Origin of the sequence: Streptomyces sp. NPDC096105, from assembly GCF_044763335.1 — a bacterium.
Lineage (GTDB): Bacteria > Actinomycetota > Actinomycetes > Streptomycetales > Streptomycetaceae > Streptomyces.
The window spans coordinates 343,850-359,515 of record NZ_JBIWGC010000004.1 but is presented as its reverse complement, the minus strand read 5'-3'; the positions used below and the strand labels follow the sequence as shown (position 1 = coordinate 359,515).

The 15,666-nt window shown below is 71.8% G+C and carries 15 protein-coding genes; 7 read left to right on the top strand and 8 right to left on the bottom strand.

Features of this window, described 5'->3' with window-relative positions:
- Window positions 1-61: 61 nt before the first annotated feature.
- Window positions 62-547: a hypothetical protein gene (locus ACIQ8B_RS09520; RefSeq protein WP_403546339.1), complete on the top strand. Its 486-nt coding sequence runs from the start codon at window positions 62-64 to the stop codon at window positions 545-547.
- A gap of 78 nt (window positions 548-625) precedes the next feature.
- On the opposite strand, the gene ppc is transcribed toward ACIQ8B_RS09520, so the two are convergent.
- The gene (gene ppc / locus ACIQ8B_RS09515) at window positions 626-3,358 is read right to left on the bottom strand and encodes a phosphoenolpyruvate carboxylase (protein WP_403546338.1); all 2,733 of its coding nucleotides are present in this window, start codon (window positions 3,356-3,358) and stop codon (window positions 626-628) included.
- Between the two features lie 290 nt (window positions 3,359-3,648).
- Between ppc and ACIQ8B_RS09510 the strand changes: the two genes are divergently transcribed.
- Entirely contained in the window at window positions 3,649-4,662 is a 1,014-nt protein-coding gene (locus tag ACIQ8B_RS09510) for a fatty acid desaturase (RefSeq protein ID WP_290001098.1), read from the top strand.
- Complete coding sequence (locus ACIQ8B_RS09505) at window positions 4,659-5,336, top strand: TetR family transcriptional regulator (protein WP_403546337.1); 678 nt, start codon at window positions 4,659-4,661, stop codon at window positions 5,334-5,336. The genes ACIQ8B_RS09510 and ACIQ8B_RS09505 overlap by 4 nt, the downstream gene beginning before the upstream one ends.
- Here ACIQ8B_RS09505 and ACIQ8B_RS09500 read toward each other — a convergent pair.
- Both ACIQ8B_RS09500 and ACIQ8B_RS09495 read right to left on the bottom strand, forming a co-directional pair.
- On the bottom strand, window positions 5,333-5,698 hold the full coding sequence (locus tag ACIQ8B_RS09500) for a VOC family protein (RefSeq protein ID WP_403546336.1): 366 nt from the start codon (window positions 5,696-5,698) through the stop codon (window positions 5,333-5,335). The genes ACIQ8B_RS09505 and ACIQ8B_RS09500 overlap by 4 nt on opposite strands.
- 6 nt (window positions 5,699-5,704) lie before the next feature.
- Window positions 5,705-6,529 carry a trans-aconitate 2-methyltransferase gene (locus ACIQ8B_RS09495; protein ID WP_403546335.1) on the bottom strand — a complete coding sequence of 275 codons (825 nt, stop codon included), beginning with the start codon at window positions 6,527-6,529 and terminating at the stop codon, window positions 5,705-5,707.
- A 115-nt stretch (window positions 6,530-6,644) separates the two neighbouring features.
- On the opposite strand from ACIQ8B_RS09495, the gene ACIQ8B_RS09490 reads away from it, so the two are divergent.
- The gene (locus tag ACIQ8B_RS09490; protein WP_290001110.1) at window positions 6,645-7,142 is read left to right on the top strand and encodes a MarR family winged helix-turn-helix transcriptional regulator; all 498 of its coding nucleotides are present in this window, start codon (window positions 6,645-6,647) and stop codon (window positions 7,140-7,142) included.
- Here the strand turns inward: ACIQ8B_RS09490 and ACIQ8B_RS09485 are convergent.
- On the bottom strand, window positions 7,101-7,868 hold the full coding sequence (locus ACIQ8B_RS09485) for a LuxR C-terminal-related transcriptional regulator (RefSeq protein ID WP_403546334.1): 768 nt from the start codon (window positions 7,866-7,868) through the stop codon (window positions 7,101-7,103). The genes ACIQ8B_RS09490 and ACIQ8B_RS09485 overlap by 42 nt on opposite strands.
- A gap of 292 nt (window positions 7,869-8,160) precedes the next feature.
- Here ACIQ8B_RS09485 and ACIQ8B_RS09480 point away from each other — a divergent pair, with 292 nt between their 5' ends.
- Window positions 8,161-8,616: a GNAT family N-acetyltransferase gene (locus tag ACIQ8B_RS09480; RefSeq protein ID WP_403546333.1), complete on the top strand. Its 456-nt coding sequence runs from the start codon at window positions 8,161-8,163 to the stop codon at window positions 8,614-8,616.
- A gap of 410 nt (window positions 8,617-9,026) precedes the next feature.
- On the opposite strand, the gene galK is transcribed toward ACIQ8B_RS09480, so the two are convergent.
- From galK to galT, 3 genes are read right to left on the bottom strand one after another with little or no spacing between them, the layout of a single operon-like run.
- Window positions 9,027-10,199, bottom strand: coding sequence for a galactokinase (gene galK / locus ACIQ8B_RS09475; protein WP_403546332.1), 1,173 nt, complete (start codon window positions 10,197-10,199; stop codon window positions 9,027-9,029).
- A complete protein-coding gene (galE, locus tag ACIQ8B_RS09470; protein ID WP_290001120.1) occupies window positions 10,196-11,191 on the bottom strand; it encodes a UDP-glucose 4-epimerase GalE in 996 nt (331 codons plus the stop codon). Before galE ends, galK begins: the two co-directional genes overlap by 4 nt.
- Complete coding sequence (galT, locus tag ACIQ8B_RS09465; RefSeq protein WP_290001123.1) at window positions 11,188-12,249, bottom strand: galactose-1-phosphate uridylyltransferase; 1,062 nt, start codon at window positions 12,247-12,249, stop codon at window positions 11,188-11,190. Before galT ends, galE begins: the two co-directional genes overlap by 4 nt.
- 175 nt (window positions 12,250-12,424) lie before the next feature.
- Between galT and ACIQ8B_RS09460 the strand changes: the two genes are divergently transcribed.
- Window positions 12,425-14,104 (top strand): sodium:solute symporter family protein, encoded by a 1,680-nt coding sequence (locus ACIQ8B_RS09460; protein ID WP_403546331.1) that lies wholly within the window; start codon window positions 12,425-12,427, stop codon window positions 14,102-14,104.
- 21 nt (window positions 14,105-14,125) lie between these two features.
- Entirely contained in the window at window positions 14,126-14,446 is a 321-nt protein-coding gene (locus tag ACIQ8B_RS09455) for a hypothetical protein (protein ID WP_403546330.1), read from the top strand.
- Window positions 14,447-14,786: 340 nt separating this feature from the next.
- Here ACIQ8B_RS09455 and ACIQ8B_RS09450 read toward each other — a convergent pair whose 3' ends face one another.
- Window positions 14,787-15,458: a LuxR C-terminal-related transcriptional regulator gene (locus ACIQ8B_RS09450; RefSeq protein ID WP_290001132.1), complete on the bottom strand. Its 672-nt coding sequence runs from the start codon at window positions 15,456-15,458 to the stop codon at window positions 14,787-14,789.
- Window positions 15,459-15,666: the final 208 nt, after the last annotated feature.

Below are 15,666 nucleotides of genomic sequence, written 5' to 3'. Positions count from 1 at the left end.
GTCACCTGGTGCCGTCCGACGGAGTTGACCGGGCGCGAGGTCATGGCCAAGGATCGCGGCCATGCCTTCCGCTGTCCGTTCCCCGCGCGGTTCTTCCGCGCTGCGCTTCGGCCGGTTCGCGGCGATGGGGACGGTCGCCGCGCTGATCCTGATCGCCGGTGTGTGGGCGTCGTGGGGGACGGCGCAGCACGTGATGCTGACCAAGGGGCGCGAGCGCGGCACGGTGGAGGTGACGCGGTGCGCCGAGGACGTCTGCGAGGGTCCGTACGCGCCGTTGTCGCCGGGGTCGCAGCCGCGCGCCAAGGTGGTGCTGGACGACACGGTGGCGGTGGAGAGGGGCCGCACGTACACGGTGGTGCTGAAGCCGGGCGGTGCGGAGGCGGTGCGCTCGGGTCCGGCGGGGGTGCTGTACGCGTGGGTGCCGCTCGGGGGCGCCTTGCTGCTGACGTCGGTGGTGGTGGCGGGCGGCCTGCTGCGGACGCGTGCGGCGTGGGTGTTGGCGCTGGGGGGCGCGGGACTGCTGACGGCGGCGTTCGTGGCGCTGTAGACCTCCCGGGACGGGAAAGGGGCGGTGCCCCCCGGCTCGTACGGGCCGGGGGGCACCGCCCCTTTGTGCGTCCGGTGGTCAGCCGGTGTTGCGCAGGCCCGCGGCGACGCCGTTGACGGTGAGCAGCAGGGCGCGGGAGAGCAGCGGGTCGGGCTGGTCGCCGGCGGCGACCGCGTCGCGCTGGCGCTTGAGGAGCGCCACCTGGAGGTAGGAGATCGGGTCCAGGTAGGCGTCGCGGATGGCGAAGGTCTGCTTGAGGACGGGGTCGGCGTCGAGCAGTTCCTGTTCGCCGGTGACGCGGAGCACCTCGGTGACGGTGAGCTCGTGTTCGGCCACGATGGTGTCGAAGACGTGCTTGAGCTCGTCGGGCACGAGGCTGTCGACGTAGTGGCGGGCGATCCGCAGGTCGGTCTTGGCGAGGGTCATCTCGACGTTGGAGATGAAGTTGCGGAAGAAGTGCCACTGCTCGTACATCTCGTCGAGCACGGTGTCCAGGCCGGCCTCGCGCAGGGCCTTGAGGCCGGAGCCGACGCCGAACCAGCCGGGGACGATCTGCCGGGACTGGGTCCAGCCGAACACCCAGGGGATGGCGCGCAGGCCGTCGAGGGAGACGCCGGAGCCGGGGCGGCGGGAGGGCCGGGAGCCCAGGTGCAGCTCGGCGAGCTGGTCGACGGGGGTGGAGGCGAGGAAGTACGTCGGCAGGTCGGGGTCCTCGACGAAGGCGCGGTAGGCGGCGTGGGCGGCGTCGGAGACGACGTCCATGGCGGCGTCCCAGCGGGCGAGGGCCTCGACGGACTGGCGGGGCGCGGTGTGCAGGGCGGAGGCCTGCAGGGTGGCGGCGACGGTCAGTTCGAGGTTCTCCCGGGCGAGGGACGGGATGAGGTACTTGTCGGAGATGACCTCGCCCTGCTCGGTGACCTTGATCTCGCCCTCGAGGGTGCCCCAGGGCTGGGCGAGGATCGCGTCGTGGGTGGGGCCGCCGCCGCGGCCGACGGTGCCGCCGCGGCCGTGGAAGAGGCGCAGGCGGACGCCGTAGCGGTGGGCGACGTCGCGCAGGCGACGCTGGGCGCGGTGGATCTCCCACTGGCTGGTGGTGATGCCGCCGAACTTGGAGGAGTCGGAGTAGCCGAGCATGACCTCCTGGACGTCGCCCCGCAGCGCGACGAGGCGCCGGTAGGACGGGTCGGAGAGCATGTCCTCGAGGATGGTGTCGGCGGCCTTGAGCTCGTCGGTGGTCTCGAGGAGCGGCACGATGCCGATCTTGGCCCAGCCGGCGTGCAGGTCGATGAGGCCGGCCTCGCGGGCGAGGACGGCGGCGGCGAACACGTCGTCGGCGCCCCGGCACATGGAGATGATGTAGGACTCGACGACCTCGGGGCCGAAGACATCCAGGGCGCGCTTGACGGTCTGGAAGACGCCGAGGGTCTTCTCGCCGGCCGCGTCGACGGGCGCCGGGCTGGGCGCGAGGGGACGGCGGGAGCGCAGTTCCTTGGCGAGGAGCTTGGCGCGGTACTCGCGGGGCATGTCGGCGTAGCGCCACGATTCCTCGCCGAGCCGGTCGAAGAGCTGGCCGAGGGCGTGGTGGTGGGCGTCGGCGTGTTCGCGGACGTCCATGGTGGCGAGCTGGAGGCCGAAGGCGGCGAGGGTGCGGATGGTGCGGGCGAGGCGCCCGTCGGCGAAGAGGCCGCCGCGGTGTTCGCGCAGGGAGGCCTGGATGATCCGCAGGTCGGTGATCAGTTCGCTGGTGCCGAGGTAGTCGCGGCCGGGCTCGTGGGGGGTGCCCTTGGCGAGGCGGAGCTTGGTGTTCTCCAGCTTCTGCCGGATGCAGGTGGCCTTGAGCCGGTAGGGCTCCTCGGCGTTGAGGCGCTTGTAGCGGGGGCTGATCTCGGGGAGGGCCTCGAGGTCGGCCTGGAGGGAGGTGAGCAGTTCCTCGGTGGCTCCGGTGTAGCGGATGGAGTTGGAGAGGAAGCCGCGCAGTTCGTCGATCATCTCCAGGGCGTCGTTGATGCCGTGTTCGTGCTGGAGGATGAGGACGTCCCAGGTGACCTGGGGGGTGACGTTGGGGTTGCCGTCGCGGTCGCCGCCGATCCAGGTGCCGAAGGTGAGGGGGCGGGTGTCGTCGGGGAGGCGGACGCCGACGCGCTCGAGTTCGGCGGTGAGGTCCTCCAGGACGTCGCCGACGGCGCCGGCGTGGAGTTCGTCGAGGTAGTAGATGGCGTTGCGGGCCTCGTCGGCGGGCTCGGGGCGCACCACGCGCAGTTCGTCGGTCTGCCAGACGAGGTCGATGTTCTCCGCCAGGCGGGTGTCGAGGCGGCGCCGGTCGGAGGCGAGGACCGGGGTCTCCAGGAGGGCGGCGATGCGGCGGAGCTTGTTGAGGACGGAGCGGCGGGCGGCCTCGGTGGGGTGGGCGGTGAAGACGGGCCGTACGTTGAGGTGGCGGACGGTCTCCCGCAGGTGCTCGGGGTCGGCGTCCTTGAGGCGGTCGGCGGTGCGGGAGAGCAGGCCGCCCTCGGCGGCGCGGCGGGCGGCCAGTTCGCGTCCGCGGTGCACCTGCTCGGTGACGTTGGCCAGATGGAAGTACGTGGAGAAGGCGCGCACCAGCTTGGCGGCCGTCTCCAGTTCGGTGCCGCGCAGCAGTTCGGCGGCGGCCTCGCCGTCCTCGCGGGTGAGGCGGCGGACCTTCTCGACGAGTTCGAGGAGCTCCGGGCCCTCCTGCCGGACGAGCGTCTCTCCGAGGAGGTCACCCAGTCGGCGGATGTCGGCACGCAGTTCGGCGCTCGTCGTGGTGGTCTGGTCGTCGGCACTGCTCACAGGTGCGGCTCCTTGCAGTGTTGAAGCTCGTCTGGAGGGAACCCGGATGAGCGTCTCGCGCGGCGGGCGCCGCTGCGGGCCGGACGTCCGGGAAGAAATCAGAGCGGACCGCGCTGTCCGACCGACTTCCAAGGATAGGTGTCGAGCCGGACGCGCTGGTTCACGGGCTCTTGCCGCGGGGCGACGCACTGCCATACTTACGATGCCGTAGGTTACGGAACCGTAGGAAAGCGATGCGGTTCCGGCGGCCCGGCACCTTCCTCAAGTCCACATACCCCACAGGGGAACGCATGACCTCAACCTCCGATGTGCTCGACGAAGCCTCGAAGCGGTCCCGGCCCGACGACACCGCGGCCTCCGCCACGCTGGGCGGGGAGCGGAAACGGTCCATCGAGCAGATCACGCTGCTGCTCTTCATCGTCGTCCCCTTCCTCGCGCTGGTGGCGGCCGTGCCGCTGGCGTGGGGGTGGGGGGTGAGCTGGCTGGACCTCGGCCTGCTGGTCTTCTTCTACTTCCTGGGGTGCCACGGCATCACCATCGGCTTCCACCGTCACTTCACGCACGGTTCCTTCAAGGCGAAGCGGCCGCTGAAGATCGCGCTGGCCATCGCCGGTTCGATGGCCGTCGAGGGGCCGCTGGTGCGCTGGGTGGCCGACCACCGCAAGCATCACAAGTTCTCCGACGCGGAGGGCGACCCGCACTCGCCGTGGCGGTACGGGGAGACGATCCCGGCGCTGCTCAAGGGCCTGTGGTGGGCGCACATCGGATGGATGTTCGACGAGGAGCAGACGCCGCAGGACAAGTACGCGCCGGACCTGATCAAGGACCCCGCGATGCGGGCGATCTCCCGGCAGTTCGTGCTGTGGACGGCGGTGTCGCTGGCGCTGCCCGCGCTGATCGGCGGTCTGGTGACCATGTCGTGGTGGGGCGCGTTCACCGCCTTCTTCTGGGGTTCACTCGTCCGGGTGGCCCTGCTGCACCACGTGACGTGGTCGATCAACTCGATCTGCCACGCGGTGGGCAAGCGCCCGTTCAAGTCGCGGGACCGTTCGGGCAACGTGTGGTGGCTGGCGGTGCTGTCGTGCGGTGAGTCCTGGCACAACCTGCACCACGCCGACCCGACGTCGGCGCGCCACGGTGTGGAGCGCTGGCAGGTGGACTCCTCGGCCCGGCTGATCCGCTGGTTCGAGCAGCTCGGCTGGGCGTACGACGTGCGGTGGCCGTCACGCTCGCGTATCGATTCGCGCCGTATCGCCTCCGACGGCGCCGCCCGGCGGGGGAAGGAACCTGCCGAGGCGGCATGATGGTCGCCGTGGCGACCGACTCCAGCAGCACCCCCAGCAATGACAAGCCGCGGCGTGCGCGCCGCACCCGGATGACCGGTGCCGAGCGCCGCCAGCAGCTGCTGGAGATCGGCCGCACCCTCTTCGCGGCGAAGGGGTTCGAGGGCACGTCGGTGGAGGAGATCGCGGCGAAGGCCGGGGTCTCCAAACCCGTGGTGTACGAACACTTCGGCGGCAAGGAGGGCCTGTACGCGGTCGTGGTGGACCGTGAGATGCGGCGGCTGCTGGACATGGTGACCGGCTCGCTGACCGCCGGCCATCCCCGGGAGCTGTGCGAGCAGGCCGCGTTCGCGCTGCTGGACTACATCGAGGAGTACACGGACGGGTTCCGCATCCTGGTCCGTGACTCCCCCATCCCCCAGTCGACGGGGTCGTTCGCCTCGCTGATCTCGGACATCGCCACCCAGGTGGAGGACATCCTGGGCCGCGAGTTCAAGAGCCGCGGCTTCGACCCGAAGCTGGCCCCGCTGTACGCGCAGGCGCTGGTCGGCATGGTGGCGCTGACCGGCCAGTGGTGGCTGGACGTGCGCAAGCCGAAGAAGGCGGAGGTCGCGGCCCACCTGGTGAACCTCGCCTGGCACGGTCTGGACGGCCTGGAGCCGAAGCCGCGGCTGATAGGCCACCGCAAGGCTTAGGCCGGGTCCGGCTCCAGGAACTCCAGGCGGTTGCCGACGGGGTCCTCGCTGAAGAAGCGGCGGTGCCCGGGGAGATCGTCGTCCCAGGCGGCCGGGGCGCCGTGGGCGGCCAGCCGGGCGGCGAACGCGTCGATGCCGGTGACCCGCAGGCCGGGGTGGGCCTTGCGGGCGGGCCGGAAGTCCCGCTCGATCCCGAGGTGGAGGCGTACGTCCCCGGTCTCGAACCAGCAGCCGCCGCGCGCGGCCAGGGCGGGCGGCTTGGGCGTCTCGGTCATGCCGAGGGCGCCGGCGTAGTAGGCGCGCAGCAGGTCCTCCGATCCGGGCGGGGCGGCGAGCTGCACATGGTCGACGGCGGTCAGCATCGGTTTTCAGCCCTTCTTGACGGCGACGGCGAAGACGCGGCGGAAGCGGAACGGGGTGCCGTGCGCGGTGGCCGGGTAGGCCGCGCGCAGGGCGGCGCGGTACTCGGCGAGGAACGCCTCCCGCGCCTCGGGGTCGCCGTCGAGGGCGGTGAGGACGGGCCGCAGCCCGGTCCCCCTCACCCAGTCGAGCACGGGGTCCTCCCCCGTCAGCAGATGGACGTAGGTGGTCTCCCAGGCGTCCGCCGCGCAGCCGAGGGCAGCCAGGCGGTCCAGGTACTCCTCGGGCGGCAGGACGGCGTCCTGGTGGCGCAGCACGCCGGCCAGGCGGTCGCGCCGGCGCGGGGAGGCGGCGAGGTCGCGCATCAGGGCGTGGCTGGGCGCGTCGAAGTTGCCGGGCACCTGGAGGGCGAGGACGCCGCCGGGCACGAGCCCGTCGATCCAGTCGCCGAACCGCTCCACGTGCCCGGGCACCCACTGCAGGGTGGCGTTGCTGACGATCAGGTCGTACGGCTCCTGCGGCGTCCAGACGCCGGCGTCGGCGTGGGCGAAGTCGAGGCGGCCGCCCCCTCCGGTGGGGCCCTCGTGGTCGGCGCGGGCCTTCTCGAGCATCTCGGGTGCGTTGTCGTAGCCGGTGACGCGGGCGGCGGGCCAGCGGCCGGCGAGGAGGGCGGTGACGTTGCCGGCGCCGCAGCCGAGGTCGGCGATGCGGGGCGGGTCGCCGGGCAGGGCGGGGACGCGGGCGAGCAGGTCGGTGAAGGGCCGGGTGCGGTGCCCGGCGTGACGCAGGTACTGGGCGGGGTCCCAGACGGGACGGGCGGCGGCTGCGGACACGGGACCTCCCGGATCACGGATCGGCGTGACCCCAGCGTCACCCACCCATCTCCTCGACGTCAAGATACTTGACGTCAAGAGACTTCACATCGACACAACCACTACACTGATCCTTATGGAGGACGAGGTCGATCGGCTGGTCGCAGCGTGGCGCCGGGAGCGCCCGGACCTCGACGTGGAACCGCTCGAGGTGCTCAGCCGGGTCAGCAGGCTGGCCCGGCACCTGGACCGGGCGCGCCGCCTCGCCTTCACCGAGCACGGCCTGGAGTCCTGGGAGTTCGACGTGCTGACCGCGCTGCGCCGCGCGGGCACCCCGTACCAGCTCTCCCCCGGGCAGCTCCTCACCCAGACGCTCGTCACCTCGGGCACGATGACCAACCGCATCGACCGGCTCACCAAGAAGGGCCTGGTGGAACGGCTGCCGGACCCCAGTGACCGGCGCGGTGTGCTGGTGCGGCTGACCGAGGAGGGCAAGGACCGCGCGGACCAGGCGCTGGCCGGGCTGCTCGCCCAGGAGCGGGCCATCCTCGGGGAGCTCACCCGCGCCCAGCGGATGGAACTGGCCGGACTGCTACGCCAGTTGACCGCCCCGTTCGACAACGTCCCCGGATAGGTCGACCGGTCCGACGCCCGCCCGCCGGGCGAGGGCCACCGCGGCCAGCGTGGAGTGCACGCCCAGCTTGCCGAGGACGTTCTGCATGTGGGTGCGCACGGTGTGCGGGGACAGGTACAGGCGCTCGGCGACCGCCTTGCGCCCCAGGCCCGCGACCATGCAGCGCAGCACCTCCCGCTCGCGCGGGGTCAGCGACTCCACGAGCCGCTCGCTCTCCGTGCGGTGCCGCCGGGCGGCGGTCAACTCCCTCAGGACGCCGGTCAGCAGGGCGGGAGGAAGGTGGGTCTCGTCGCGCAGCACACCGCGGATGACGGTGAGCAGCCGGCTCAGCGAGCAGTCCTTGGCGACCCAGCCGGAGGCGCCCGCCTGCAGGGCGAGGGCGGCGCGGGCCGGGTCGTCCTTCTCGGCGAGCACGACGACCCGCGCCTGCGGCTGGGCCGAACGCACCCCGCCCACCAGGGAGATGCCGTCCACGGAGCCGTCCTCGCCGACCGCCTGCACGGGCACGGCCGGGCGTCCGTCCGGCACCGGGACGCCCAGGTCGGCGTCGACGAGCAGCACGTCGAACCGGCGCCCCTCGGCTGCCGCCCGCTCCAGACAGCGCAGCGCCGCAGGGCCGCTGCCCGCCGCGGACACCTCGACGTCGGGCTCCGCGGCCAGCGCCGCGGCCAGCGACTCGGCGAAGATGCGATGGTCGTCGACGACCAGGACTCGAATGCGAACCACGTAACCCCCTCCCCCATGCTCTTCCCAGAGCAGGGGACTACCCCGTCGCCGGTGGACGACACCGGCGCGGGCACGGCACCGAGGCCCCCGTGGCTTTTCCTCACCGGAGCGGGACGGGCCGGCACTGTCCGCACGGTCGCCGCCGCGCGCCAGCCGCCGCCCCCGCCCCGGACGCCGTGCCCGGCCGTCTCGCCCCTGAACACGCGCCGACCCCCACCGGCGCTGTTCATCAGAGTACGGGCGGGGACCCGGAGCGGAAGCAGATTTGCAGAACTTGCGGCCTTGCACGTTTATGGTGTGCCGCATGTTTCGTCTTGAGACAGAAGTCGACAAAGCCCGACGCGATCTGCTCCACAAGCGGCTCCGGGACACCAACACGGCGGCCTCCCCCGTCCTGCGCGCCCTGCGCGGCACCCCTGCCGAGCGGCAATCCCCTTTGCATGTGTGGGCGTTGGACGCGAACGGCGAACTCGCGGGCGGCCTGGTCGGCCACACCTGGACGGCCTGGCTGCACGTGACCTACCTGTGGGTCGACGCCCCCCACCGCGGCGCGGGCCTCGGCTCCGCCCTCCTCACCGAGGCGGAACGCCTGGCCGCCGCCGAACGCGCCTGCGCGCACTCCCGCGTGGAGACCTGGGACTTCCAGGCCCCGGGCTTCTACAAGAAGCAGGGCTACGAGGTGGTGTGCGTGATCCCGGACTACCCGCCGGGGATCACGGAGTACACGCTGACGAAGCGGTTGGGGTGAGCGTCAAGGGTGGCTTCACGCGGGGCGGTTCGCCCTGACCCACCCCTGGACGTCACACCTCGTCCGTGCTCCTGTTCCGCGCCCGGCGCCTCGGGCACCACGGCCGCGCCTCCCCCGCCCTCGTCGGTCACGCTGACCGTCACGGACGTGGTGGCCGGCTCCAGGTCGTCCCCAGCCTCCGCCGGCCGTCCCCAGGACCGGGCGGTGTCCCGTACGTGACGGCGGGCAGCGCGCCCAGTGGTGAGGTCATCACCGGGAAGGGTGAGCTTGGTGAGCAGGCCGCCGGGCTCGCGCAGCACAGTGCGCCGGGGCTGCGCTCGGAGTCCTGAACGACCGTCCAGAGCGGCCGGGCGGGGGAACGCCCCGCCCGGCGACGGCCGTGGGCGGGGCATCCGACGCGAGCGCGGCGCCTACCGCACCCGCCGTGCCCCCGCCGAAGGCACCGCCTCGAAGACGCGGGGCGTCTTGTAGTCCGCCGCGGCGAAGGCTTCCTCCACCGCCTTCGTGAGGGCCGGGACGTCCGCCTCCTCCGCCAGGACGATCGCCGAGCCGCCGAAGCCGCCGCCCGTCATGCGGGCGCCCAGGGCGCCGGCGGCGACCGCCGTGTCGACGGCCAGGTCGAGTTCGGGGCAGGAGACGCGGAAGTCGTCGCGCAGGGAGGCGTGCCCCTCGATCAGGAGGGGGCCGATGGCGCGGGTGTCGCCGGACTCCAGGAGGGAGACGACCTGCTCGACGCGGTGGTCCTCGGTCACCACGTGGCGGACCAGGCGGCGGACCTCCTCCTCGTCGCCGAGCCGTTCCAGCGCCGCGTCCAGGTCGTCGAAGGGCACGTCCCGCAGGGCGTCGACGCCGAGGAGGGCGGCGCCCTTCTCGCAGCCCTCGCGGCGCTTGCCGTACTCGCCCTCGCTGTGACTGTGCTTGACCTGCGTGTCGACGACCAGCAGGCGCATGCCCTCGGCGGCCAGGTCGAAGGGGATCTGCCGCTGGGACAGGTCGCGGGTGTCGAGGAACAGCGCGTGGCCCGCCTCGCAGCAGGCGGACGCCGTCTGGTCCATGATGCCGACGGGCGCGCCGACGTAGACGTTCTCCGCGCGCTGCGAGAGGCGGGCGAGCTGCCAGCCGCGCAGGCCGAGGCCGAAGAGGTCGTTCAGCGCCAGGGCGACGACGACCTCCAGGGCGGCCGAGGAGGACAGGCCGGCGCCCGCCGGGACGGTGGAGGCCAGGTGGACGTCCGCGCCGGTGACGGCGTGCCCCGCCTCGCGCAGCGCCCACACCACGCCCGCCGGGTAGGCGGTCCAGCGCTTGTCGGACTCGGGGGTGAGGCCGTCGACGGCGAGCTCCACGACGGAGCCGCCGATGTCGGCGGAGTGCAGGCGCAGCACGCCGTCGTCGCGCCGGGAGACCGCCGCGACCGCGGTGTGCGGCAGGGCGAACGGCATGACGAAGCCGTCGTTGTAGTCGGTGTGCTCGCCGATGAGGTTGACGCGGCCGGGGGCCTCCCACACCCCGTCGGGCGCGCTCCCGTACAGCTTCTCGAACCGTTCGGCGACGGCTTCCGCGGCGGCCGCGCTGGATTCGCTCATGCCCTGGACCCCTGACCCTTCGTTGCCTTCTGGTCGCCGCGCCGCTGCGCGAACTGCCACGCGTCCGCGACGATCCCCTCGAGGTCCGCGCGTGACGGGTTCCAGCCGAGCTTCTCGCGGGCCGTGGCGGCGGACGCCACCAGGACCGCGGGGTCGCCGCCCCGGCGGGGTGCGACGACCTCGGGGATCGGGTGCCCGGTGACCTTGCGGACGGTCTCGATGACCTCGCGGACGGAGAAGCCGTTGCCGTTGCCGAGGTTGCACACCAGGTGCTCGCCGGGCGTGGCCGCCTCCAGCGCGAGCAGGTGGGCCTCGGCCAGGTCGGCAACGTGGATGTAGTCGCGGACGCAGGTGCCGTCGGGCGTCGGGTAGTCGTCGCCGTAGACGGAGATCGCCTCGCGCCGGCCCTGGGCGACCTGGAGCACCAGGGGGATGAGGTGCGACTCGGGGTCGTGGCGCTCGCCGTAGGCGCCGTAGGCGCCGGCGACGTTGAAGTAGCGCAGGGAGACCGCGCCGAGTCCGTGGGCCTGCGCCTCGCCGGTGATCATGTGGTCGACGGCGAGCTTGGAGGCGCCGTAGGGGCTGGTGGGACGGGTGGGGGCGGTCTCCAGGATCGGGACCTGCTCGGGCTCGCCGTACGTGGCGGCCGTGGAGGAGAACACCAGGCGGCGCACGCCGGCCTCGCGCATCGCGCCGAGCAGCGCCATGGTGCCGCCGACGTTGTTGTCCCAGTACTTCTCGGGCTTCTGCACGGACTCGCCGACCTGGGAGAAGGCGGCGAAGTGCAGCACGCCGTCGTAGGAGGGGTCCAGCCACTTGGCGGCGTCGCGGATGTCGCCCTCGATGAAGGCGGCGTCCGCGGGGACGCCCTCGCGGAAGCCGGTGGAGAGGTTGTCGAGCACGACGACCTCGTGACCGGCCTCGACCAGATGCTGGGCGACGACGCTGCCGACGTAACCGGCGCCCCCGGTGACCAGGTACTTCCCGCTCATGAACTCGCTACCTCCCGCAGTCGCTCGGCCGCGCGCTCCGGCGGCACGTCATTGATGAACACGTTCATGCCGGACTCGGAGCCCGCGAGGAACTTCAGCTTGCCGGGCGTACGGCGGATGGTGAAAAGCTCCAGGTGCAGGGCGAAGTCGTCGCGCGTGACGCCGGCGGACTCCGCCGGCGGGCCGAACGGCGCCTGGTGCCAGGCGGCGATGTACGGCGTGGGCGGCTCGTTCTCCCCGAAGATCCGGTCGAAGCGCCTCAGCAGTTCCAGGTACATCCGGGGGAACTCCGCGCGCGCCGCCTCACCCAGTCCCAGCAGGTCGGGCACCCTGCGCCTGGGGTACAGGTGGACCTCGTACGGCCAGTGCGCCGCGTACGGCACGAACGCCACCCAGTGTTCACCCTCAAGGACGACACGCTCGCCGGCGCGTTCCCGCTCGACCACGGCGTCGAACAGGTTCTCTCCGCCGGTCGCCTCCTTGTGTGCCGCCACTTGGCGCAGCATCAGGGCGGTGCGGGGGGTGGTGAAGGGGTAGGCGTAGATCTGCCCGTGCGGGTGCTGGAGGGTGACCCCGATCTCGGCCCCCCGGTTCTCGAAGCAGAACACCTGTTCAACGGAGGGCAGATGCGACAGCTCGGCCGTGCGGTCCGTCCAGGCGTCCAGCACCAGTCGCGCCTGCCGTTCGCTCAGACCGGCGAAGGAGGCGTGGTGGTCGGAGGTGAAGCACACGACCTCGCAGCGGCCGGAGTCGCCGGCGAGCGAGGGGAAGCGGTTCTCGAAGACCACCACGTCGTACGACGAGTCGGGGATCTCGCTCAGCCGGTCGCCCTCCGACGGGCACAGCGGGCACTCGTCGGCCGGCGGGTGATACGTACGGCCCTGCCGGTGCGAGGCGATGGCGACGCAGTCGCCCAGCAGCTCGTCACGGCGGATCTCGGACGTGGTCGCGGTGGCGTCCAGCGGACGGCGGTCGACCGCGTCGCGCACGGTGTCGTCGGCGAGGTCGTAGTAGATGAGCTCACGCCCGTCGGCCAGCCGGGTCGAGGTCTTCTTCACTGTGGCACTCCTCCGCACCCGCCAATCACCCAACACAATCAAACATAACACATCACAACCCACCAGCAAGCGGTCTCATCACGATCAAACAAAGAACGTGCAGGAACGTGTTCAGTCATTGAACACGGAGGCGTATCTTCCGCGTCGGATCAGTTCGCGAACGAAGCGAGTGCGTATGCATACCCCCACATACCTGGCCGCGGAGCTTCGGCTCCCCACCAACTGGCTGGACTACACGATCCTCGGGATCTACTTCGTCGTCGTGCTGGGCATCGGCTTCGCCGCCCGCCGCTCGGTCAGGACCAGCCTGGACTTCTTCCTCTCCGGCCGGTCCCTGCCCGCCTGGATCACCGGGCTCGCGTTCATCGCCGCCAACCTGGGCGCCACCGAGATCCTCGGCATGGCCGCGAACAGCGCGCAGTACGGCGTCTACACCACGCACTGGTACTGGATCGGCGCCATCCCCGCCATGGTCTTCCTGGGCCTGGTGATGATGCCCTTCTACTACGGCAGCAAGGTCCGCTCGGTCCCCGAGTTCCTGCTGCTGCGCTTCGACAAGGCGGCCCACCTGCTCAGCGCGGTCCTCTTCGCGGCCGCCGCCATCCTGATCGCCGGGGTGAACCTCTACGCGCTCGCCATCGTCGTCGAGGCCCTGCTGGGCTGGCCCCAGTGGGTGTCCATCGTCGTCGCCGGCTTCTTCGTCCTCGCCTACATCACCCTCGGCGGCCTCTCCTCGGCCATCTACAACGAGGTCCTGCAGTTCTTCGTCATCCTCGCCGCGCTCATCCCGATCACCGTGCTCGGCCTGAGGAGCGTCGGCGGCTGGGACGGCCTGTCCGACTCCCTCACGCAGTCACGCGGCGCGGACTTCATGACCTCCTGGGGCGGCACCGGCATCGGCAGCGACAACCCGCTCGGCGCCAACTGGCTGACCATCGTCCTCGGCCTCGGTTTCGTCCTCTCCTTCGGCTACTGGACGACCAACTTCGCCGAGGTGCAGCGCGCGCTGTCCGCGAAGAACCTCTCGGCGGCCCAGCGCACCCCGCTGATCGCCGCGTTCCCGAAGATCTTCATCGTCTTCCTGGTGATGATCCCCGGTCTGGTCGCCGCCGTGCTGGTCCCCCGGATCGGCACCGCCGGCTCGGACCTGCAGTACAACGACGCGATCCCCTACCTGATGCAGCAGCTCCTGCCCAACGGCGTGCTCGGCATCGCCGTGACCGGTCTGCTGGCCGCGTTCATGGCGGGCATGGCGGCGAACGTCTCCTCCTTCAACACCGTCTTCACCGCCGACATCTGGGCGAAGTACGTGGTGAAGGGCCGCGAGGACGCGTACTACGTCCGCTTCGGCCGCCTGATCACCGCGATCGGCGTCCTGGCCTCGATCGGCACGGCGTTCCTGGCCAGCTCCTTCTCCAACATCATGGCCTACCTCCAGACGCTGTTCTCCTTCTTCAACGTGCCGATGTTCGTCGTCTTCATCATCGGCATGTTCTGGAAGCGCGCGTCCATGAAGTCCGGCTTCTGGGGCCTGCTCGCCGGCACCACCGCCGCGATGGTCAACTACTTCGTCATCTACGAGCAGGGCATCATCGACATCCCCACCGACCAGGGCGCCAACTTCGTCTCCGCGATCGCGGGCTTCGTGGCGGGCGCGGTGGTCATGGTCGCGGTGTCGCTGTTCACGGCGCCCAAGCCGCAGGCCGAGCTGCAGGGCCTGGTGTACGGCACCCGCTCGCCCGGCATGGCGGAGCCGCCCGCGGAGGGCGACGACGCGTGGTACCGCAAGCCGGCGCTGCTGGGCTGGGGCGCGGTGATCCTGGCTGCCGCCTGCTACATCCCGTTCTCGTTCTGACCGCGGGAGGATTGAGAGAGCATGTCCGACCACTACTCCGAGGCCGATCTCCAGAAGGAGATCACCGAGCTGGAGACCAAGTCCGCGACGGCCGCCCGGTTGTTCGACATCCGGCGGATCATCGGTGGGTTGTTCGTGGTGTACGGGGTGATCGTGATGATCGCCGGGTTCACCGCGTCGGACGCCGACATCGACAAGGCGGAGGGGGTCAACATCAACCTCTGGACGGGACTGGGGATGCTGATCCTCGGCCTCCTGTTCCTCCTGTGGCTCTGGCTCCGTCCCACGGCGCCGCCGCCCCCGGACACGGTCCCGGACGACCAGGACACGTCCGCCCCCTGACCCACCCTCCCGTTTCCACACGGGGTGTGCGCCCTCGACCTACGGGGGCGCACGCCCCGTGGGCCTCTGCACCACCCGGTGTGGGCGGGGTGCAGCCGCGCACGGCGGGGAGGGAACGGGGTGGGGGCGGGCGCCCGCAGCGGCCGGCACGTCCGCGCCCCGCGCCTGACCAGCACGCACTCTCGCGCCAGGCCGAGGACGACCGCCCCGTCACGGCCCCGCTCCACCCGCCGGCCGTGGACGCTGTGCCCGCCCCCGCCGGACCGCGCCCCTGCGCCGCGGGCGCCGGACCTCGGCCCCCCACCGGGCGGGACGCTGCCCCGCAACCGTCAGCGCCCCCTCACGGCCGTGACGACGCACGCTCGAGGAGCCCCGTGCGAGCGGCCAGCGCCGCCGCTTCCAGCCTCGAGCCCACGCCCAGTTTCATCAGCACCCGCTGCACATGCGTCCGCGCCGTGGACGGCGCGATCCCCATCCCCGCCGCGATCAGCCGCGTGTCCTCCCCCTCCGCGACCCGCACCAGCACCTCCACCTCCCTCGGCGTCAGCATCTGCAACAACCGGGCCCCCTCGTCATCCGGCTGAGCCGCCGGGTTCAGCAGCTCCCCGAACGCCCCCTGCAACAGCGCCGGCGCCACCGCCGCCTCCCCCGCCCGCGCCTTCAGCATCGCCCGCTCGACGCCCTCGATCCGCTCGTCGTGCCGGACGTACCCCGACGCCCCCGCCGCGAACGCCGCCGCGATCCCCCGCGGCGACGGCACCGGCCCCAGCACCACGACCGCCACCTGCGGCCGCTCCCGCTTGATCTTCACCACCGGATCGAACGTCCCGGCCTCGGCCGGCGCCGCCGTCCCCAGCAGACAGACCTCCGGCGCCCTGCTGATCACCAGGTCCGCGGCCCCCGCCGCGGGCGCCGCCGCGGCCAGCACCCTGTGCCCTCGCAGCTTCAGCGCCGACGCCAGCGCCTCGGCGAGCAGTCGGTGGTCGTCGACCACCATCAGCCGCACTCCCATCGGACAACCATCCCCCCAGACAACACACCCCCGGATGCCCCCGGAAGCTACACGCTTGTTCGACGTCGCGCTCCCCCTACCGGCGAGAATCGCCCGGTACCACCGAAATTCCCGTGTTCGATGGCGAAGAGCGTGCGGGGAGCGGTACGCGTGACGAGCGGTACGCGAACGGCCCCGCCCCTGAACAGGGGCGGGGCCGTGGTCGTGG